The organism is Streptomyces fodineus (genome assembly GCF_001735805.1).
GTDB lineage: Bacteria > Actinomycetota > Actinomycetes > Streptomycetales > Streptomycetaceae > Streptomyces > Streptomyces fodineus.
In genome coordinates, this window is the sequence record NZ_CP017248.1 from 5,324,461 (window position 1) to 5,343,704 (window position 19,244).

Sequence of the window (19,244 nt, forward strand, 5' to 3'; positions counted from 1 at the left end):
TGGCTGGTGGGTTTCGTGCGAATAGCTCGCACGGTCACTCTGTGTATCACGGCAGGTCACGCCGGGCAATGAGGTCCGACCGGAACCTGTGGTGTGGTTCCGTCGTTGTCCTCCTCTACGGCCTGGCACGGTTTCTGACGGCCGGTCGGGTGAGGCGTCGAGACGATGCTCTCATGGGGGAGGCGCGGAATACGGCCAAGGCCCCGGCGGAGTACGGCGCCGGGGCGGGTCGTCGGGCAGGCCCGTGCAGGTGGACGGGGAAAACGGGCCGCGGCCGGATGCCGTGGCCCGTTTTCCTTTCCGTGCCGCCGAGGGGACCCCACGTCCCCCTCCTGGGGCGGCTCCCCGTGACCCGACGGGGTGGTTCAGGTGGTGCGGTTCAGCTCGCGCCGAAGGCGCTCGTGCCCTGCGGGGTGCCCCAGCCGGTCGGGCCGTCGTAGCCGGACCCGGCGGTGCAGAAGTACGACGTGGAGCAGGAGCCGTTGCTGCCGCTGGTGACGTCGTTCAGGGCGGAGGTGCCGGCCGCGTTGTACGGGTACCGGGCCGGGTAGTCGCTGCTGCCCGGGGTGCCGGCGAGGGCGTAGACCGAGGCGATGAGCGGGGCGGAGGCGCTGGTGCCGCCGTAGGTGTTCCAGCCGGTGCCGCCGGAGCCGTAGGTGTCGTAGACGGAGACGCCGGTGGCGGGGTCGGCCACGGCGGACACGTCGGCGATCATGCGCTTGGCGCAGCCGCGGTCGGTCTGCCAGCCGGGCTTGGCGTCGTAGGCGGAGCAGCCGGAGCCGGTGCCCTCGGTGCTGGAGGTGTTCCAGACGGACTCGGTCCAGCCGCGGCTGTCGGAGGAGGTCTTCAGGGCGGTGCCGCCGACGGCGGTCACGTACCGGGAGGCGGCCGGGTACTCGGCGCCGTAGCCCTCGTCGCCCGCGCTGGCGGTGATGGCGACGCCCGGGTGGTTGTAGTACTTGGTGTCGTACGTCGTGTCGGAGGAGGACTCCGGGCCGCCGTAGCTGTTGGAGACGAACTTGGCGCCCAGCTTGACGGCCTCGTTCACCGCGGTGCCCAGGTTGGCGTCGGACGCGGACTTGGCCTCGACCAGCAGGATGTTGCAGTTCGGGCAGGTGGCGCTGACCATGTCGAGGTCGAGGGAGATCTCACCGGCCCAGCCGCTGTCGGCGGAGGGCAGGGAGGTCGTCGAGCCGGTCTGGCCGACCTTGGTGAAGCAGCCGTTGTCGGTGGTGCAGTCCGGGAGGCCGTAGTACGACCGGTAGGTCGCGAGGTCGGCCTCGGCGTTCGGGTCGTCGTAGGCGTCGACGATGGCGACGGTCTCGCCCGAGCCGGCGGCGGAGGCGGCGTCGGCCAGGCCGTACGCGGACTGGATGTCGCTGGGGCCGTAGCCGGTGGGGGAGTCGGAGGAGGCCTTCGGCGAGAGGGTCTTCGGTGCGATGCCCTTCAGGGCGGCCTGCTTCTCCATGAAGGCGGTGGTGCCGCCGGTGACGCGCAGGGCGTCGCAGGCGGCGTAGCCCTTCTTCGGGGTGGCGCCGCATGCCTTCTCGTAGCGCACATGGGCCTGGGCGACCTGGGCGGCGATGGCTTTGGCGGTCACCTTGTGGCCGGTGGCGGCGGTGTCCGCGCTCGCGTGGGCCGCGGTGCCGAGTCCGGTGACGATGAGCGCGGCGGCGCCGACGGCGGCCGAGCCGATCCGGGCCCGTCTACCGCGTATGTGGGGGGAGCCGGGGTTGGTCGTACGCAAGGTACAGCCTCCTGGAAGTGGTGGAGAGAGGCCTGCGGGTGTGGGGGTTCCACCAGGGGGTGACCGGTGGGGGCGGCGGCCCGCGACGACCTTCGCCTTGTTGAGTACGCGACAACAAGAGGCTTTCAGAATTCTGACTTCCGCGTTACTCAAGGAGGTTGGCGGCTTACTGGTCGATGACGGTGCGCTGACGCTGTGCTGGGCGCCGCTTGACCCGGCGCACAGGTTTCTTACAAGCCGGTATCGGCGGGACCGGCGGAGCTCATCGGGGCTTGAGGCCGTGCAGCAGCAGGTGGACGTGCTCGTCCAGGCCGCTCATGGCCTCCTCGGCGTCCAGCGCGCACGCGGCGATGAGGGCGGCGAGGCCGTGCAGGCTCGCGGCGGCGACCATGGTGATCCGCTCGGGATCGCCGGCGACGATCTCGCCCTGCTCCTGGGCCTCCGCGATCATCCGCGTGAAGGAGCCGAGGGACTGGTCGACGGCCGCGGCGAGCCGGTCGGAGCTGTCGGGGTCGTGCTTGCGCGCGAACATCAGCTCCAGCAGCTCGGGGTTGTCGACGGCGAAACCGAGGTACGCCCGCGCGAGCGCCGCCATCCGGCCTTCGAAGGTGAGGCCCGGCGCTCCGGCGGCGGTGCCCAGGGCTCGGTTCAGCCGCTCGTATCCGTCCAGTGCGAGGGCGTCCACGAGCGCCTGCTTGTCCTTGAAGTGCCGGCCGGGGGCCGCGTGGCTCACCCCGACGTCCCTGGCCAGCTCGCGCAGTGAGAGCGCGCCGACCCCCTTCTCGCGCAGGGTGCGCTCGGCGCTCTTGAGCAGGGCGGCGCGCAGGTCTCCGTGGTGATAGGGGCGGTTGGTCGGTGACGGGGACATGCGCGGCATGCGGACCATCGTAACTCGATGTTGTCATTGACATCATTGTTGGCGTTGCCTACTTTGGGGGCATGACTGATAAGTGGAACGCGACCCACCTCCCCGATCTGACCGGCCGTACGGCCGTGATCACCGGCGCCAACAGCGGGCTCGGCCTGGTGACCGCCGAGGCCCTGGCCCGGGCCGGGGCGCACGTGGTGTTCGCCGTACGGGACCTCGCGCGGGGCGGTGCCGCCGCGGCGAAGGTGAGCGGCAGCACCGAGGTGCGCCGCCTGGACCTGGCCGACCTGGACTCGGTACGGGAGTTCGCCGACGGCTGGGACCGCCCGCTGGACCTGCTGATCAACAACGCGGGCGTGATGATGCTGCCGGAGCAGCGCACCAAGCAGGGCTTCGAGATGCAGTTCGGCACGAACCACCTCGGCCACTTCGCGCTGACCAACCTGCTGCTGCCGTATGTGACGGACCGGGTGGTGACGGTGTCCTCCGGCCTCCACCGGGGTGGCGACGGAGTGATCCACTTCGAGGACGTGAACCTGCGGGGCCGCTACACCCCGACCCGCGCCTACGCCCAGTCGAAACTCGCGAACCTCCTGTTCACCCTGGAACTCCAGCGCCGCCTCACCGAGGCCGGATCCCCCGTCCGCGCCCTCGCCGCGCACCCCGGCTACGCGGCCACCAACCTCCAGAGCCACCACGGAAACCCCCTGATGAGGGGCGTCATGATGGTCACCAACAGGCTGGTCGCCCAGAGCGACCGGGCCGGCGCCCTGCCCACCCTCTACGCCGCGAGCCAGGACCTCCCCGGAGCGTCGTACGTCGGCCCCGACGGCCTCGGCGAGATGCGCGGCGCCCCGGCCCTGGTCGGCCGCAGCGCGGCCGCCAGCGACCCGGAGGCGGCCCGCCGCCTGTGGATGCTGTCGGAGGAGCTGACGGGCGTGCGGTGGGGCCTGAAGGAGGTCAGTCGGCCGTGAGTGTGCGACCCGGAGACGGGACAGGGAACCGCCCGGTACCGTGGCCCTGCCGCCCATCGGGAGGTTTCACAGGAAAATCTCAGTGAAGTCGGAGCGGGTTTCTCACCGACGTGGGGGACAGTGAAGACTGATGAAGCGCAACTCACGCATCACGGTCACCTCGCGTCCCGCTTTACTCGGCGCCGTGGTGATGCTCGCCCTGACCTCCGCGTCCGTGGCGTCCGCCGATGAGCCGGGGCCCTTCGGGGTCACCGCTCCTGTCGGCGCGAACCGGCACACGGCGCGGATCGGCGCGCTCTTCGGCGGTGACCGCGTCGACAAGCTGTCCGGCGGTCACTACTGCACGGCCTCGGTCGTGCACAGCCCGGAGGGCGACCTCCTCGTCACCGCCGCGCACTGCGTGGACGGCGCCGACAGCGACCTGGTGTTCGTGCCGGGCTACCGGGACGGGCGGGCGCCGTACGGGGTGTGGAAGGTGGGCCGGCGCTACCTGCCCGACGGGTGGGCCAAGGACCAGGACGAGGACAGCGATCTGGCCTTCGCCACCGTCGACGATCTGAACGGCAGGCAGATCGAGGACGTGGTCGGCGCCAACCGGTTCGTGACCGGCACGGCCACCGGCGCCACCACCGTGACCGTCGTCGGCTATCCCGACTCCCGTGAGGTGCCCGTCAGCTGCACCAACAAGCCCGCCGTCCACAGCCGCACCCAGCAGCGCATCGACTGCCCCGCCTTCACCGCCGGTACCAGCGGCAGCCCCTGGATCAACGGCGACGACCAGGTCGTCGGCATCCTCGGCGGCCACGAGGAGGGCGGCTCGACCGACGACGTGTCGTACAGCGTGGTGCTGGGGAGGGCGGCGGCGGAGCTGTACAAGGACGCGACGAGCTGGCGCTGAGGTTTCGGACCCCGCCCAACTGATCTTTGTGGCAAGGTCTGTGCGGTGGACGCACTCAGACCTCGGGATCCATCACACATAGGGACGCACACGTTGCTCGCGCGGCTCGGCGCGGGCGGGATGGGCCAGGTCTATCTCGGGCGGTCGCCCGGTGGGCGGCTCGTCGCCGTCAAGGTGATCCGGGACGAGATCACCGAGCATCCCGAGGCACTGGCACGGTTCCGGCGTGAGGTGGAGACCGCGAGGGCGGTGCGAAGCGCCTACACCGCCAACCTGATTGACGCCTCGTTGCAGAGCGCGCCCTACTGGCTGGCCACCGAGTACGTCGCCGGGCCGACCCTGGCCAAGGCCGTCGCGGAACGCGGTCGGCTGCCCGCGGAGACCTGCCGGGGGTTGTTCGCCGCGCTCGCCGAGGGACTCGCCGCCGTCCACGCGCACGGCGTCACCCACCGGGACCTGAAGCCGCAGAACGTCATCCTCGCCGCGCAGGGGCCCCAGCTCATCGACTTCGGCATCGCCCGCGGCGTGGACCAGACCGCCCTCACCGACGCCGGGTTCGCGCCCGGTACGCCCGGCTTCACCGCCCCTGAGGTGCTGCTGCGCAACGAGGTCGGACCGCCGGCCGATGTGTTCGCCCTCGGTGCGACTCTCGCCTATGCGGCGACCGGCCGGGCCCCGTTCGGCGCCGGCGACCCGAGCGGGGTCAGTTACCGCGCCGTCCACGAGCCCATCGATCTGGCCGGTGTCACACCGGAGCTGTCCGCGCTGATCGAGGCATGCGTGGCCAAGGACCCGGCCGCACGCCCCGGGCTCACCGACGTCATCGCACGGTGCGGGGTGCGCACGGCACTCGTCGAGGACACGTTCTACGCCGGACTCGCCGCACTGGGCGAGGCCGTACCGCAGGCCCCGACACCGCCGGTACGGCCGCCGACGGCTCCGCCGGTGGGGCCGCACGATCTGCCGACCGTGGGGCCGGCGCCGTACGGCCCGCCCGGTTACTCGCCCACCCGAATGAGCCGGCTGGGCCGACGTCCGGGCAAGCGGTGGATGGCGGCCGTGGCGGTGGGGCTCGTGGTAGGTGTCGGTACGGCCACGGCCGTGGTGCTCACCCAGCAGGGAGACGGAAAGGGCACGCGGGGGCGGGCTTTGGCGAGTGGGCAGACCACGGCGTCCAAGGCGGCCGGTGGCAAGGGCGGCGCGCCCGCCTACGCCGAGATGAAGATCGACCGGACACTGTTCGACTCGGCCACCGCGCAGTGCCAGCTGCCGTCCGAGGAACGGTCCTCGGACGGCTTCATGATGGTGATCGAGGACCCCGACAACCCGGACAGGAACGGCAGGGTCCTCACGCTCGACCACCGGGTGCGGATCGGGTTCCGGGACAAGTACCCTCCGGCGACGAAGACGCCGTACTACGTGACGGTGAGTGTCAAGCCGCCGGACGACATCGACTCCGATACCGGCAAGCCCGTCGGCGGGATGCGGATCACCAGCGCGACCTCGGGCTATACCAGCACACCGCTCGATCTCTACGGCGGTGCCGACCAGGGCGACTGGAAGTACGTCACCTACCCGGACGACTTCCGGCAATGGGTGAGGGGCAAGGCCTACCCCGCCATTCCGCTCACCAACGACCCGGGCGACTGGACCGTGGAGTGGCACCACATTCGTACGCCGACTGACTACAGCAGCATCATGTGCGCGGGCTTCGCTGTGAAATGACGCCACATCACGCCGATTGTGCATTGAACCGGCGTCGCATGGGGGAAAGTTGGACCGTGCGGAAGGTATGGGTGATCGGTGGGGCGGCCGTCGGGCTCGGGCTGAGCTTCGTCATGCTGCTCGTCGTCGGGGTGTACGTCGTCGCCGGGAACCTCGTCAACGGAGTGGCCTCGGGAAGCCGGGGGCTTGCGAAGGGGGCCGTGCCGGCCGCCTACAAGTCGCTCGTGCAGAAGTGGGGCAATCTCTGCCCGGCGCTCACCCCGGCGCTGCTCGCCGCCCAGCTGTACCAGGAGAGTGGCTGGAACCCGACCATCGTCAGCCCCGCCGACGCGCGCGGCATCGCCCAGTTCCTCCCCAGTACGTGGGCCACGCACGGCATCGACGGCAACGGGGACGGGCAGCGGAACATCTGGGATCCCAATGACGCCATTCCGTCAGCCGCTTCGTACGACTGCGAGCTGGCGAAGTACGTGAAGGACGTGCCGGGCAACGTCTCGGACAACATGCTCGCCGCCTACAACGCCGGCGCCTACCGGGTCATAAGGGCTGGCGGGGTTCCGGCGATAAGCGAGACGCAGGACTACGTCAAGCGGATCCGCAGTCTGTCACAGAGCTTCGCCGCCCCCCTGACCCGCATCGACCCCACCCAACAAGCCGCCGGTGCCATCGCCTTCGCGCAGAGCAAGCTGGGTACGCCGTATCTGTGGGGTGGGGAGGGGACCGCCGATCAGGGTGGGCGGTTCGACTGTTCGGGGCTGACGCAGGCCGCGTACGCGAAGGTGGGGATCACGCTGCCGCGTGTGGCCAACGACCAGTACAACGCCGGGCCGCACCCCTCGCGGGACCAACTCCTCCCCGGCGACCTGGTGTTCTTCTCCACCGACCGCAACGACTCGCGGGCCATCCATCACGTCGGGATCTACGTGGGCGGCGGGTACATGATCGACGCGCCGCGGACCGGAGCCGTCATCCGGTTCGACCCCATCGACACAGTCGAATACTTCGGCGCCACTCGCGTCACCGAAGATGGCGCGAAAGCGCTCCCCACGACGATTTGAGACGATGTGAACTCTGTGTGAACCACCCCCCTGAGCTGCGATGATGTGTCTCTCTTCGATAACGTCTGCGTGATCATTCAGTGGAGAGTGGAACGTATGAATGGGGGCTGTGCGTTCCTGTTGACGTAGCCGAGCGCAAGCGGATCTACGAACCACGGGGGTAGAGCGGCGCACACGAGGTGCGTCCGGTAGACGACGAAGGGGCCACAGCACCATGGCTGTACTCGCCGAATCCGGATCGAACCCCGATGTCGAACTGCTCTACGACATCAATGGCCTGGCCAAGGACGCCCCGCACTGGTTCGACCGGGTCATGGAGTTCGTCGGCGAGTACGGCCTGCTGCTCGCCCTGGTCCTGCTGGTCCTGTGGTGCTGGTGGTCCGTGCGGCGCCGGGGCGGCGAGGATGCCGCGTCCTCCGTGGCCGCGCTGCTGTGGGCGCCGCTCGCGGCCGGTATCGCCCTGGCCGTCAACATTCCGATCCGGGGCTTCGTGGAACGCCCCCGGCCCTTCGTCGAACACCAGGGGCTGGACGTCCTCGTCTCCGGCAAGACCGACTTCTCCTTCGTCAGCGACCACGCGACCCTCACCATGGCGCTGGGCGTTGGCCTCTTCGTCGCCAACCGCCGCTTCGGCATCGCCGGCATCGGGCTCGCGCTGCTGGAGGGCTTCTGCCGGGTGTACATGGGCGTTCACTATCCGACGGACGTCGTCGGTGGCTTCGCGCTCGGTACGGCCGTGGTCCTGCTGCTGTCCCCGCCGGCCATGGCGCTGCTCACGCCGCTGCTGCGGGCGGTGGAGCGGTCGCCGCGGGCGGGGTGGGTCGTACGGAAGCGATCAGCGAGCGGGGCGCGCGAGGGGGCGTTGCTTCCGACTGCCCGTACGCCGGTGGAGTCCGAGGAACGGGACCTCGCGGCGTAGCCCCCCGCGCAAGCGCTCCGAAGGGGCCCACGCCCCCCTCTCACAACCCCTGCGCGTAAGAGAAGAACCTCTGCGGGTCGTACTGCTTCTTCACCTTCCCCAGCCGCGTCGCCGCGTCGCCGTAGTACGCCTTCTTCCAGTCCGTCAGCGTCGGGTCGGTGTAGTTCTGGTACGCCGCGCCGGAGGCGTAGGGGGACATCGCCTGGTGGGCCGAGGTGAGCCAGGACTGGGCGGAAGCGCCGGAGGCTCCCTCGCCCCAGGACGCTATGTACTGGGCCAGCATCCGCGAGCGGCGGTGGACGAAGGCCGTCGCCGTGGGGGAGACGCGGTTGACCGCGCCGCCGAGGGCGGTGAAGGCGATGCTGCCCGCGCCGCCCCGGACCGAGGCGATCTGCCGGAGCACCGTCTGGATGCCGGCCGCCGACAGCGAGCGGTCGAAGAAGTCGGAGCGGGCCGCGTACGTCTCCCGGCCCAGCCGGCCCTGCGGGGAGCGGCCGGGGGTGGAGCCCGGCAGATGGCACTGGGCGTCGGTGGAGAAGGAGGAGCAGCCGGCGTAGATCTCCATCGCCTCCTCGTAGCCGCGGCGGCGCAGGGTGACGGAGGTGGCGTTCGCGCCGGCCTGGTGGGCGAGCCGGTCGACCGCGTTCTGGAGTTCGCCGTAGGTGCCGAGCGAGAAGCAGGCCACGGAGATCGTGGGCGTGCCGCCCGGTGAGCAGGCGAGGTGGAGGGAGGACCAGATCTCGTCGGGCTGGCTCGGGCCCCACTCCTGCCAGGCCTTCAGGACGGCGGCGGCCTTGGACCAGGGCCATGTCATGTACGCCGTCACGGCCTGCGGGGCCGGGTGGGTCTTGAACTGCAGCTCCGTCACGACGCCGAAGTTGCCGTTGCCCGCGCCGCGCAGTGCCCAGAAGAGGTCGGAGTGGGACGACGCGTTCGCCGTCACCTGGGTGCCGTCGGCGGTGATCAGCGTCGCCTGGGTGAGGCTGTCGCAGGTCAGGCCGTAGGCGCGGGAGGCGACGCCGTGGCCGCCGCCGAGCACCAGGCCGGAGACGCCGACGGTGGGGCAGGAGCCCGCGGGTATGGTCGCGCCCTTCGCGGCCAGCGCCCGGTAGACGTCGATCAGCTTGGAGCCGGCGCCGACGACCGCCGTCCCGCCGGAGACCCGTATCCGGTTCAGCTTGGACACGTCGAGGATCAGGCGGTTGTCGCCGGAGGAGTAGCCCGCGTAGGAGTGGCCGCCGTTGCGTATGGAGATCCGGATGTTGTGGGCGTGGGCGTAGGCGAGGGTCGTACGGATGTCGTCGGCGTGCGCCACATAGGCCACCGCGGCCGGCTTCAGGCCGTCGAAGCGGGTGTTGTACAGCTGGTGGGCCGTCTTCCAGGCCGCGTCGGCCGGCCGGACCAGGGTGCCGTCCAGGTCATGGGCGAGATCGGCCCAGTTCGCGGCGGCGTTCGCGCTGGTGGTCTTGAGGGACGTAAGGGACGATGAGCCCGTGGCAGCCGAAGTCGAGGACCTGCCCGAGCCCGAGCTGCACGCGGTCAGTGCGGTCGCGGCCAGTGCGGCCGTGCCGCCCGCGATGAACGTACGCCGTTCCATGCCCATCCTCGTCTGTCACCCCTTACCGGGCCCCTTTGGCCCTACGGGGGGTGAGACGGTCGTGCGGGCGGGTCGGTTCGTAACAGTTCGTACACAGGGAATCGAACGTCGAAGACGTGTGCGTGTAACCCGGCGGTCGGGACCGGCGCGTGCCCTTCCCGTAAGCGTTCCGTGACCTAACCAGGCCGACGGCAGGGGTTCACCCGCCGTTCACTTCCGGCCATCGGCGGCTTCACCTGTTCTGCCTAATTTCGGCCGTGCACGGTGCGGAGCGCGGGTTTATGCGCTCGGCCATTTGAGCGCTCACAACCCTGATACCTCGCACGCCGCCGACCGCGGCGGCTCCTGGAAGGAACTCCCGAAAGTGATGCTTCAGCGCAAGAACCGGCTGCGCGCCCTCTCGCTCGGTGCGATCGCCGTGACCGGCGCCCTGGCCCTGACGGCGTGCGGCTCCGACGACACCGGCAGCGGTTCGAAGGCCTCGGGCAACCCGTCCGGCGCCACGAACGCCTCCTCGATCAAGTGCGACAACGCCAAGGGTCAGCTGCTCGCCGACGGCTCCTCCGCGCAGAAGAACGCTATCGACGCCTGGGTCAAGGAGTTCTCCCAGGCCTGTGGTGTGCAGATCAACTACAAGGGTGGCGGCTCCGGTGCCGGTGTCACCTCCTTCAACCAGGGTCAGCTCGCCTTCGCCGGTTCCGACTCCGCGCTGAAGCCGGACGAGGTCACCGCCTCCAAGAAGGTCTGCTCCGGCGGCCAGGGCATCGACCTGCCGATGGTCGGCGGCCCGATCGCCCTCGGCTACAACGTCCCGGGTGTCGACAACCTGGTCCTGGACGCCCCGACGATCGCCAAGATCTTCGACAGCAAGATCAAGAACTGGAACGACCCGGCGATCAAGAAGCTGAACCCGTCCGCGAAGCTTCCCGACCTGAAGATCCAGGCCTTCCACCGCTCCGAGGACTCGGGTACGACGGACAACTTCACCAAGTACCTGAAGGCGACCACCCCGGACAACTGGAAGTACTCCGGCGGCAAGGCATGGCAGGCGCAGGGCGGCCAGGCGGCCTCCGGCTCCGCCGGTGTGGCCCAGGGCGTCAAGCAGAACTCCGGCGCGATCGGCTACTTCGAGCTGTCCTACGCCAAGGACATGAACACCGTCTCCATCGCCACCGGTGCCAAGGCCCCGGTCAAGCCCTCCGTGGAGAGCGCCACCGCCGACATCGCGGCCGCCAAGGTCGTCGGTACCGGCAAGGACCTGTCGCTGAAGCTGGACTACGCCACCAAGGCCGAGAACGCCTACCCGATCACCCTGGTGACGTACGAGATCGTCTGCGACAAGGGCAACAAGGCGGACACCCTGCCCGCCACCAAGGCCTTCCTCGGCTACATCGCCGGCGAGGACGGCCAGAAGCTCCTGACGAGCAACAACTACGCCCCGATCCCCGCTGAGATCAACAGCAAGGTCCGCGCCACCATCGAGGGCCTGAGCTGACCTGATCCGTGAGTGCGGCCCGTGCCCTTCAGGGCCCGGGCCGCACCGTCCGGTGCACCGCCGCCATGAGCCGCCGCCCCGCACGGGCGAACGGCTCCGCAGACCGGAGAACCCGATGGACATATCGACCAAGACAACTGACGCATCTCCCCCCTCGCCCCAGCCCACGGTGGCCGAGCAGAAGCGCAACGCCCGCGGCGCGTCCCGCCCCGGTGACCGCGTCTTCCTCGGGCTCACGCGTGGGTCGGGCATTCTGCTGCTGGTGATCATGGCCGCGATCGCGGTCTTCCTCACCTACCGTGCCTCCCTCGCGATCAGCAAGGACCACGGGAACTTCCTCACGACCTTCGAGTGGAACACCAACCTCATCCCGCCGAGCTTCGGCATCGCGGTGCTGGCCTTCGGCACGATCGTCTCCTCGGTCATCGCCATGGTCATCGCGGTCCCGATCGCCGTCGCGATCGCGCTGTTCCTCACGCACTACGCCCCGCGCCGGCTGAGCGGTCCCATCGCGTATGTGATCGACCTGCTCGCCGCCGTGCCGTCCATCGTCTACGGCCTCTGGGGTGCCCTGATCCTCGTCCCGCACATGACGGGCCTGTACAGCTGGCTGAACGACTACCTCGGCTGGACCGGCATCTTCTCCTGGGACGGCGGCGCCCCCCGCGCCATGCTCACCGTCGGCATCCTGCTGGCGATCATGATCCTGCCGATCATCACCAACGTCAGCCGTGAGGTGTTCCGGCAGGTCCCGCGGATGCACGAGGAGGCCGCGCTGGCCCTCGGCGCCACCCGCTGGGAGGTCGTCCGCATGGCCGTGCTGCCCTTCGGCCGCTCCGGTGTGATCTCCGCGTCCATGCTCGGCCTCGGCCGCGCCCTCGGCGAGACGATGGCCGTCGCCACCGTGCTCTCCCCGGACTACGTCATCCACGCCAGCCTGCTGAACCCCGGCGGCGGCACCTTCGCCCAGAACATCGCCAGCAAGTTCGGTGAGGCCACCGAGCAGGGCCGGGACGCGCTGATCGCCTCCGGTCTCGTCCTCTTCGTCATCACCCTGGTGGTCAACGGCGCGGCCCGCATGATCATCGCCCGCCGCAAGGAGTACTCGGGGCCAACGCATGAGCCACGCACTCGCCGACAAGCGCCCCAGCACGCTGCGCGGCGCCAGCCTCCCGAAGTGGTCCCCCTGGGCCATCGCCGCAGGATCGATTGTCCTGGCCGTGGCCATCGGCCTGATCGGCGGACTGAGCAGCAAGGTCCAGTGGGGCCTGATCGCCGCGATCCTCTTCGTCGTCGGCACCTACGGCATCGCCTCCAAGGTCGAGGGCCGCCGGCAGGCCAAGGACCGGATCGCCACCTCCTTCGTCTGGGTCGCCTTCCTGCTCGCCGTCGTCCCGCTGGTCTCCCTGATCTGGGTGACGGTCTCGCGCGGCGTGAAGGTGCTGAACGTCTTCTTCCTCACCCACTCCATGGGCGTCGTCGCCGACTCCGAGCCCGGTGGCGGTATCTACCACGCCATCATCGGCAGCCTGGAGCAGGTCGGCCTCGCCACCGTCATCGGTGCGCCGATCGGCATCCTCACCGCGATCTACCTGGTGGAGTACGGGCGGGGCAAGCTCGCCAAGGCCGTCACGTTCTTCGTCGACGTCATGACGGGTATCCCGTCGATCGTCGCCGGCCTGTTCATCCTCTCGCTGATGCTCATCTTCAAGATGCAGCCGTTCGGCTTCGCCGGTTCGCTGGCGCTGGCCATCCTGATGATGCCGGTCGTCGTGCGCTCCACCGAGGAGATGCTCAAGCTCGTCCCGAACGAGCTGCGCGAGGCCTCGCTGGCGCTCGGTGTGCCGAAGTGGCGGACTATCTTGAAGGTGGTCCTGCCGACGTCCATCGGCGGTATCACCACAGGTGTCATGCTGGCCATCGCCCGTATCGCGGGCGAGACCGCGCCGGTACTGCTGCTGGTGTTCGGCAACCCGTTCATCAACAACGACCCGTTCGAGGGTGCGCAGGCGTCGCTGCCGCTGTTCATCTTCCAGCAGTACCAGCAGAGCGCGGGTGCCAGCGCGGCGTACGACCGTGCCTGGGCGGCCTCGCTCACGCTGATCGCCTTCGTGATGATCCTCAACCTGGTGGCCCGCGGCATCGCCCGCTGGAAGGCCCCGAAGACCGGTCGCTGACGCGGCCACACAGCGACCGAGCTTGAATTTCTGGAAGTGAAGTAGACGACATGGCCAAGCGAATCGACGTAAGCGGACTCACCGCCTACTACGGCTCCCACAAGGCGATCGAAGACATCTCGATGACCGTCGAGCCGCGTTCGGTGACGGCGTTCATCGGCCCCTCCGGCTGCGGCAAGTCGACGTTCCTGCGCACGCTGAACCGGATGCACGAGGTCACCCCCGGTGGCCGCGTCGAGGGCAAGGTGCTCCTGGACGACGAGGACCTGTACGGCGCCGGGATCGACCCGGTGTCGGTCCGCCGCGAGGTGGGCATGGTCTTCCAGCGCCCGAACCCCTTCCCCACGATGTCGATCTTCGACAACGTGGCGGCGGGCCTGCGCCTGAACGGCAACTACAAGAAGTCGCAGCTGAACGACATCGTCGAGAAGTCCCTGAAGGGCGCGAACCTCTGGAACGAGGTCAAGGACCGCCTGAACAAGCCGGGCTCCGGCCTGTCGGGCGGCCAGCAGCAGCGTCTGTGCATCGCGCGGGCGATCGCGGTGGAACCGAAGGTCCTGCTGATGGACGAGCCCTGCTCGGCCCTGGACCCGATCTCGACCCTCGCCATCGAGGACCTGATCGGTGAGCTGAAGGAGCGCTTCACGATCGTCATCGTGACGCACAACATGCAGCAGGCGGCGCGTGTCTCGGACCGCACGGCCTTCTTCAACCTGGCGGCCGTGGGCCAGCCGGGCCGCCTGATCGAGATCGACGACACCGAGCGGATCTTCTCCAACCCGTCCGTGCAGGCGACCGAGGACTACATCTCGGGCCGCTTCGGCTGATCGTCCCCTGATCCCCTCGCGGTGCTGCATGGCGGTGCCACCGCGAGGACGCAAGAGGGCCCGCCCCTGGCTCCCGGGGGCGGGCCCATTGCGTTCGGCAGGCGTTTACGGATCGAGGTCCAGCACGCGGACCGGCTCGCCGATCCAACGGCCCGGGGCTGCGGTGGCGATGATCGCACCGTCGGGACGGTCCGGGGTGGGTTGCGCCGCGTACTGACAGTGCGCTGCGGCCCACGTGTTCTGCTGGGCCACCGCCAAGGCTGCCGGCAGGTCCAGGTCCAAGAGGACGATGCCCGGCAGCGCGGCGAGATGCTCTGCGGTACCAGGACGGGCCCGGTCGGCCTCGACCAGTGCGCACGCCGGGGCGTACAGGTACCAGCCGACCTCCACGTGGGCGCGGTGGATCAATCGGGAGGCAAGGACGTTGCCCCGGCCGGCCGCGGCCATGGCGGTGTCGTCCAGGACGATGTGCATCGCGTCGCTCACCGGGCGGTCGCCCGGGCCAGCCGGCGGTCCAGCTCGCTGTCGAGGTCGCGTTCCTCTGCGGGAGTGGGTGCGTAGCCGGTCCACTCCGTCAGGGCGGCGCGGGCCTGCTCGGCCCGCTCGGCCCGCTCCGCGGGAGTGAGCAGGGTTTCGGCCAGCCGTGCCAGGTAGGCGCGCAGCGACATCCCCTCGGCTGCCGCTATGGCGGCGAGCCGGTCCCGGGCTTCCTCAGGGATACGGACGTTGGCGTCGGTCATCATCGGACTCCTCGGCACGCGATGGGTACGGGTACGTACCCGTACTGTACTGACGGCTTTACAGCACCGTCAGCTTCTCCACGCCGAAGGCCAGGGCGGCGACCAGCGCGGCTGCCGGCATCGTGATGAACCAGCCCAGGACGATGTTCTTGGCCACGCCCCAGCGGACGGCGTTGAGGCGCTTGGTCGCGCCCACGCCCATGATCGCCGAGGTGATGACGTGGGTCGTGGAGATCGGCGCCTTGAAGAGGAACGCCGTGCCGAACATGATCGAGGCGCCGGTCGCCTCCGCGGCGAAGCCTTGCGGCGGGTCCAGCTCGATGATCTTGCGGCCCAGCGTCCGCATGATGCGCCAGCCGCCCGCGTAGGTGCCCAGCGAGAGCATCACCGCCGAGACCAGCTTCACCCAGACCGGGATCGGGTCGCCGAATGTCCCGTGGCCGGAAATCACCAACGCCATGACCACCACACCCATCGTCTTCTGGGCGTCCTGGAGGCCGTGGCCGAGTGCCATGCCCGCCGCCGAGACCGTCTGCGCGATCCGGAAGCCGCGCTTGGCCTTGTGCGGGTTGGTCCGGCGGAACAGCCACATGATCGCCAGCATGACGAGATAGCCGACGATCAGACCGACCACCGGCGACAGGAACATCGGGATGATGACCTTGTCCACCACGCCGTTCCAGTGGACCGCGGTACCGCCCGCCAGGGCCGCGCCCACCAGGCCGCCGAACAGCGCGTGGGAGGACGAGGACGGCAGGCCGAAGTACCAGGTGATCAGGTTCCAGGTGATGGCGCCGAGCAGGGCCGCGAAGAGGATGCCCATGCCGGTCGAGCCGGCCGGGGTCGCGATCAGGCCCTCGCTGACCGTCTTGGCGACGCCCGAGCCCAGGAAGGCACCGGCCAGGTTCATCACCGCGGCCATCGCCAGCGCCGCGCGCGGGGTCAGGGCACGCGTCGAGACCGACGTCGCGATCGCGTTCGCCGAGTCGTGGAAGCCGTTCGTGTACGTGAAGAAGAGCGCGACCGCGATGGTCACGACCAGGGCGAAGGTGTCCATCGACGGCTCAGGACTCCTTGACGGCGATGGTCTCCACCGTGTTCGCCACGTGCTCGAACGCGTCCGCCGCCTCTTCCAGGACGTCCACGATCTGCTTGAGCTTGAGCACCTCGATCGCGTCGTACTTGCCATTGAAGAGGTGGGCCAGCAGCTTGCGGTGGATCTGGTCCGCCTGGTTCTCCAGCCGGTTGACCTCGATCCAGTACTCGGTGAGGTTGTCCATCGTGCGCAGGTTCGGCATCGCCTCCGCCGTCAGCTCGGCGGCCCGGGCCAGGACCTCGATCTGCTGCTCGACGCCCTTCGGCAGTTCCTCGACGTTGTAGAGGACGACCAGGTCGACGGCCTCCTCCATGAAGTCCATGATGTCGTCGAGGGAGGATGCGAGGGAGTAGATGTCCTCGCGGTCGAACGGCGTGATGAACGAGGAGTTCAGCTGGTGGAAGATCGCGTGCGTGGCGTCGTCACCCGCGTGTTCCGCGGCCCGCATACGCTCTGCGATCTCGGCGCGGGCAGGTGCGTCCGCCCCGAGCAGTTCCATCAGGAGTTTCGAGCCGGTGACGATGTTGTCCGCGGAGGCGGCGAACATGTCGTAGAAGCTCGTCTCCCTGGGGGTCAGACGAAAGCGCACGTGGGGTCCTCGGGGTGCTTCGGTTTCGGTCAGGCTGATGCTAGGCGCATCATCCGGCCACGGCTAATGGGCCGCATCCCAGTGTCGCCCATCGGGCAGAGTGATCGGCACGGGGGCGTACCAAGGGCTCCTTACCCCGCAAAGTTCGTTACCATATACCCAGTAGGGGTATGCACCCGCAATTGTGATCGAAATTGTGATCGCAATTGCCGTCCCGAGATGGAGGGCCCGCGATGACGACGACCGAGGCCGGCGCCACGGCCCCCGCGGGGGACACGTGCCACGACGCATCCGCCACGTACGGCTATCACAAGCAGAAGGACGAGCACCTCAAGCGGCTGCGCCGGATCGAGGGGCAGATCCGCGGGCTGCAGCGGATGGTCGACGAGGACACGTACTGCATCGACATACTCACCCAGGTCTCCGCCTCCACCAAGGCGCTGCAGTCCTTCGCGCTGCAGCTGCTGGAGGAGCATCTGCGGCACTGTGTCGCGGACGCGGCCCTCAAGGGCGGCGACGAGATCGACACCAAGGTGGACGAGGCCACGAAGGCGATCGGCCGCCTCCTGCGTTCCTGACGGCCCCGGCCCTCAGGACTCCCAGGCTTTTCGTTCCTCGGTGACCCGCAGCACCTCGTCGATGCTCTCCATGCTGAGCCGGTCCTCGGCCGCGGACGCCGCGATGATCAGGTCTCCGCACAGCTCGATCTCGGCGAGGGCCACGTGGTCCTGCACCGCCGTACCGCCGACCGGAGCCACTCGCCTCACCTCTTCTCTGCCGTCACCGACTTCCTAGAGTAGGTAGCGCTCTACACACCGCGCATGGCACGGACGGGCTACTTACGGGGTGGCGGCAGGGACTAGTTTCCGCCTTCGTTTCAGTCCGCGCCGCTTCTGCCCGCGCCGCTTCTGCCCGTGCCGTTCCCGTTCTCGGCGATGCGTCCCGCGTAGATGTCCGCCGGGCGCGGCAGCCGTACGCCCGCGGGGGCGCCGAAGTCGTAGAGCAGGGTCGTCGAGGCGACCGCCACGGGGGTCTTCTGCAGGCCGTTGACGAAGCTGAAGCGCTGCCGGAGCTTGCGGACGCGGCCCTCGTCGTCGAGATAGACATCGAACGGCACTTCGGCCGTGGCGAACCCTTTCGCTGCCGCGGCCAGCGGCTCCCGGTTCTCGGTGGCGGCCTGGCGGGCCGCGCTGCGCAGGTCCGCCGTGCCCTGGAAGTGGCGTACGGCCGCCCCGCCCACCTCGGTCCGGCCGACGTAGGCCGCCCTCCGCGTCCCACGCAGCACCTCGGCCGCCACGTACGGGTCGGTCGCGCCGCCGGTGACCAGATTGCCGTCGGACAGCGTGGCCGTGTCCACCCGCACCCACTTGTCGGCGGGCACGCCCGCGCCCCGGTTCTTCATGAACAGGGCGCCGGGAGCGAGGAGTTCGGTGATCGGCTGGTGCTCGGAGGTGCCCGCCGGGTCCTCCGGCAGGACGACCGTGAGCCGGCCGAGCCGGTGTCGGTAGTCGTAGACGCCCTTGCCGCGGATGGTGACCCGGGTGCCGCCCGTGGCCATCTCCATGGACGTGGTGGCCTTGGAACTGCCCGCACCGCGCAGGGTGTCGGCGGCCCGGCGCAGAACGGCGACCGGATCGCCCCCGCCCTTGACGTCCTCGGCGGCGGCCCCGAAGCCGGAACAGCCCGTGGCACCCGCCCCGAGGCTGAGCATGATGCCGACCGCGACGACCGTCCTGCCCGCGCTCCTGTGCTGCCGCCGATCCATCGCCTGCCTACCCCCAAGCCGGTACGTCCGTCACGGGCCCCCTGTCGTCCGGTTAACGACGGGTAGGGGGCGCCGTCACGCGCCGCGGGGGTGCGGGGACGGGCGCACGACCCCTTTACCGCGGGGTGGGTAACGTTGTCGGGGTGGCAGTCTCAGGGGCGCAGCAGGACGGGCCGGAACACGCCCGGTCCGGGCAGGAACACCGCACGGCGACGACCGAGCAGGGCCGCTTCTCCGTGGCCCGCTGCAGCTGCGGCTGGCGCGGCCCCGCCCGCAGGGCCCGCAGCCAGGCCCGCACGGACGCGGAGGGCCATCGGGCGGGCCTGTGAGGTGACCCGGGGCGTCACATGTGTTCGAACGGCCGGATCAGGGCGTCCACGAGGTCCCGGTCGCGGGGCTGGGTGAGGCGGCTGCGGGCCGCGGCGGGGGAGAGCCACAGGATCCGGTCCACCTCCTCGTTCGGGCCGAAGTGGCCGGAAACGGCCTCGGCCGCCCAGTAACGCACCTGCTTCGGGCGGCCGTTGGCGAAATACCGCAGGGTCGGCAGCTCCGCGCCGGGCTCCGCCGTGTACCCGGTCTCCTCCACGACCTCCCGAAGAGCACCCGCCAGCGCGTCCTCGCCACGCTTGAGCTTGCCCTTCGGGTGGGACCAGTCGTCGTACTTCGGCCGGTGGACCAGGCAGATCTCCAGGTCACCGGAGACGGGCGAGCGGCGCCACAGCACGCAGCCGGCCGCTCGTACCAGGGTGTCGCTCACACCGCCTCCTCG

General features: G+C 69.6%; 20 protein-coding genes and 1 pseudogene. 11 read left to right on the forward strand and 10 right to left on the reverse strand.

The annotated features are described in order from the left end of the window. Window positions 1-379: 379 nt before the first annotated feature. Window positions 380-1,747 carry a S53 family peptidase gene (locus BFF78_RS22625; protein ID WP_069780053.1) on the reverse strand — a complete coding sequence of 456 codons (1,368 nt, stop codon included), beginning with the start codon at window positions 1,745-1,747 and terminating at the stop codon, window positions 380-382. Between the two features lie 262 nt (window positions 1,748-2,009). After that, on the reverse strand, window positions 2,010-2,633 hold the full coding sequence (locus BFF78_RS22630; protein WP_418346676.1) for a TetR/AcrR family transcriptional regulator: 624 nt from the start codon (window positions 2,631-2,633) through the stop codon (window positions 2,010-2,012). A 53-nt stretch (window positions 2,634-2,686) separates the two neighbouring features. On the opposite strand from BFF78_RS22630, the gene BFF78_RS22635 reads away from it, so the two are divergent. From BFF78_RS22635 to BFF78_RS22655, 5 genes are all read left to right on the forward strand, one after another. After that, entirely contained in the window at window positions 2,687-3,589 is a 903-nt protein-coding gene (locus BFF78_RS22635; protein ID WP_069780054.1) for an oxidoreductase, read from the forward strand. Window positions 3,590-3,719: 130 nt separating this feature from the next. Continuing rightward, window positions 3,720-4,487 carry a trypsin-like peptidase domain-containing protein gene (locus BFF78_RS22640; protein WP_069780055.1) on the forward strand — a complete coding sequence of 256 codons (768 nt, stop codon included), beginning with the start codon at window positions 3,720-3,722 and terminating at the stop codon, window positions 4,485-4,487. A gap of 93 nt (window positions 4,488-4,580) precedes the next feature. Further along, window positions 4,581-6,212 (forward strand): serine/threonine-protein kinase, encoded by a 1,632-nt coding sequence (locus tag BFF78_RS22645; protein ID WP_227025908.1) that lies wholly within the window; start codon window positions 4,581-4,583, stop codon window positions 6,210-6,212. 38 nt (window positions 6,213-6,250) lie between these two features. Beyond that, complete coding sequence (locus BFF78_RS22650; protein WP_069780057.1) at window positions 6,251-7,270, forward strand: C40 family peptidase; 1,020 nt, start codon at window positions 6,251-6,253, stop codon at window positions 7,268-7,270. Window positions 7,271-7,484: 214 nt separating this feature from the next. Next, on the forward strand, window positions 7,485-8,189 hold the full coding sequence (locus tag BFF78_RS22655) for a phosphatase PAP2 family protein (RefSeq protein ID WP_069780058.1): 705 nt from the start codon (window positions 7,485-7,487) through the stop codon (window positions 8,187-8,189). A 40-nt stretch (window positions 8,190-8,229) separates the two neighbouring features. Here the strand turns inward: BFF78_RS22655 and BFF78_RS22660 are convergent, their stop codons facing one another. Beyond that, on the reverse strand, window positions 8,230-9,786 hold the full coding sequence (locus tag BFF78_RS22660) for an FAD-binding oxidoreductase (RefSeq protein WP_069780059.1): 1,557 nt from the start codon (window positions 9,784-9,786) through the stop codon (window positions 8,230-8,232). A 364-nt stretch (window positions 9,787-10,150) separates the two neighbouring features. Between BFF78_RS22660 and pstS the strand changes: the two genes are divergently transcribed. The 4 genes and pseudogenes from pstS (at window position 10,151) to pstB (ending at window position 14,285) form a co-directional block, all read left to right on the forward strand. Further along, the gene (gene pstS, locus BFF78_RS22665; protein WP_069780060.1) at window positions 10,151-11,281 is read left to right on the forward strand and encodes a phosphate ABC transporter substrate-binding protein PstS; all 1,131 of its coding nucleotides are present in this window, start codon (window positions 10,151-10,153) and stop codon (window positions 11,279-11,281) included. 115 nt (window positions 11,282-11,396) lie between these two features. After that, window positions 11,397-12,392: pseudogene (pstC, locus tag BFF78_RS43520) on the forward strand (phosphate ABC transporter permease subunit PstC); the annotation flags it as partial. Between the two features lie 7 nt (window positions 12,393-12,399). Next, window positions 12,400-13,458 carry a phosphate ABC transporter permease PstA gene (gene pstA, locus BFF78_RS22680; RefSeq protein WP_069780063.1) on the forward strand — a complete coding sequence of 353 codons (1,059 nt, stop codon included), beginning with the start codon at window positions 12,400-12,402 and terminating at the stop codon, window positions 13,456-13,458. A gap of 50 nt (window positions 13,459-13,508) precedes the next feature. Further along, window positions 13,509-14,285, forward strand: a complete 777-nt coding sequence (gene pstB, locus BFF78_RS22685; protein WP_069780064.1) for a phosphate ABC transporter ATP-binding protein PstB — start codon at window positions 13,509-13,511, stop codon at window positions 14,283-14,285. Window positions 14,286-14,390: 105 nt separating this feature from the next. Here pstB and BFF78_RS22690 read toward each other — a convergent pair whose 3' ends face one another. The 4 genes from BFF78_RS22690 to BFF78_RS22705 are packed head-to-tail and all read right to left on the reverse strand — an operon-like array spanning window position 14,391 to window position 16,710. After that, window positions 14,391-14,759 (reverse strand): PIN domain-containing protein, encoded by a 369-nt coding sequence (locus BFF78_RS22690; protein WP_069783738.1) that lies wholly within the window; start codon window positions 14,757-14,759, stop codon window positions 14,391-14,393. An 8-nt stretch (window positions 14,760-14,767) separates the two neighbouring features. Next, a complete protein-coding gene (locus tag BFF78_RS22695) occupies window positions 14,768-15,025 on the reverse strand; it encodes a hypothetical protein (RefSeq protein ID WP_069783739.1) in 258 nt (85 codons plus the stop codon). A gap of 58 nt (window positions 15,026-15,083) precedes the next feature. Further along, a complete protein-coding gene (locus BFF78_RS22700) occupies window positions 15,084-16,082 on the reverse strand; it encodes an inorganic phosphate transporter (protein WP_069780065.1) in 999 nt (332 codons plus the stop codon). A 7-nt stretch (window positions 16,083-16,089) separates the two neighbouring features. Next, on the reverse strand, window positions 16,090-16,710 hold the full coding sequence (locus BFF78_RS22705; RefSeq protein WP_069780066.1) for a DUF47 domain-containing protein: 621 nt from the start codon (window positions 16,708-16,710) through the stop codon (window positions 16,090-16,092). A gap of 233 nt (window positions 16,711-16,943) precedes the next feature. On the opposite strand from BFF78_RS22705, the gene BFF78_RS22710 reads away from it, so the two are divergent. Continuing rightward, window positions 16,944-17,288, forward strand: coding sequence for a metal-sensitive transcriptional regulator (locus BFF78_RS22710; RefSeq protein ID WP_069780067.1), 345 nt, complete (start codon window positions 16,944-16,946; stop codon window positions 17,286-17,288). 12 nt (window positions 17,289-17,300) lie between these two features. On the opposite strand, the gene BFF78_RS46950 is transcribed toward BFF78_RS22710, so the two are convergent. Next, window positions 17,301-17,468 (reverse strand): hypothetical protein, encoded by a 168-nt coding sequence (locus BFF78_RS46950; protein ID WP_165289341.1) that lies wholly within the window; start codon window positions 17,466-17,468, stop codon window positions 17,301-17,303. A gap of 119 nt (window positions 17,469-17,587) precedes the next feature. Further along, on the reverse strand, window positions 17,588-18,475 hold the full coding sequence (locus tag BFF78_RS22715) for an SCO4651 family lipoprotein (protein ID WP_069780068.1): 888 nt from the start codon (window positions 18,473-18,475) through the stop codon (window positions 17,588-17,590). A 143-nt stretch (window positions 18,476-18,618) separates the two neighbouring features. Between BFF78_RS22715 and BFF78_RS22720 the strand changes: the two genes are divergently transcribed. After that, on the forward strand, window positions 18,619-18,804 hold the full coding sequence (locus tag BFF78_RS22720) for a hypothetical protein (protein WP_069780069.1): 186 nt from the start codon (window positions 18,619-18,621) through the stop codon (window positions 18,802-18,804). A gap of 14 nt (window positions 18,805-18,818) precedes the next feature. On the opposite strand, the gene BFF78_RS22725 is transcribed toward BFF78_RS22720, so the two are convergent. Next, window positions 18,819-19,232 (reverse strand): NUDIX hydrolase, encoded by a 414-nt coding sequence (locus BFF78_RS22725; RefSeq protein WP_069780070.1) that lies wholly within the window; start codon window positions 19,230-19,232, stop codon window positions 18,819-18,821. Between the last annotated feature and the right edge of the window lie 12 nt (window positions 19,233-19,244).

Coding starts and splice junctions, on each gene's coding strand:
- BFF78_RS22630 (WP_418346676.1), bottom strand. CDS start 2,633: ATGGTCCGCATGCCGCGCATGTCCCCGTCACCGACCAACCGCCCCTAT.
- BFF78_RS22635 (WP_069780054.1), top strand. CDS start 2,687: ATGACTGATAAGTGGAACGCGACCCACCTCCCCGATCTGACCGGCCGT.
- BFF78_RS22640 (WP_069780055.1), top strand. CDS start 3,720: ATGAAGCGCAACTCACGCATCACGGTCACCTCGCGTCCCGCTTTACTC.
- BFF78_RS22650 (WP_069780057.1), top strand. CDS start 6,251: ATGGGGGAAAGTTGGACCGTGCGGAAGGTATGGGTGATCGGTGGGGCG.
- BFF78_RS22655 (WP_069780058.1), top strand. CDS start 7,485: ATGGCTGTACTCGCCGAATCCGGATCGAACCCCGATGTCGAACTGCTC.
- BFF78_RS22660 (WP_069780059.1), bottom strand. CDS start 9,786: ATGGAACGGCGTACGTTCATCGCGGGCGGCACGGCCGCACTGGCCGCG.
- pstA (WP_069780063.1), top strand. CDS start 12,400: ATGAGCCACGCACTCGCCGACAAGCGCCCCAGCACGCTGCGCGGCGCC.
- pstB (WP_069780064.1), top strand. CDS start 13,509: ATGGCCAAGCGAATCGACGTAAGCGGACTCACCGCCTACTACGGCTCC.
- BFF78_RS22690 (WP_069783738.1), bottom strand. CDS start 14,759: ATGCACATCGTCCTGGACGACACCGCCATGGCCGCGGCCGGCCGGGGC.
- BFF78_RS22695 (WP_069783739.1), bottom strand. CDS start 15,025: ATGACCGACGCCAACGTCCGTATCCCTGAGGAAGCCCGGGACCGGCTC.
- BFF78_RS22700 (WP_069780065.1), bottom strand. CDS start 16,082: ATGGACACCTTCGCCCTGGTCGTGACCATCGCGGTCGCGCTCTTCTTC.
- BFF78_RS22710 (WP_069780067.1), top strand. CDS start 16,944: ATGACGACGACCGAGGCCGGCGCCACGGCCCCCGCGGGGGACACGTGC.
- BFF78_RS22715 (WP_069780068.1), bottom strand. CDS start 18,475: ATGGATCGGCGGCAGCACAGGAGCGCGGGCAGGACGGTCGTCGCGGTC.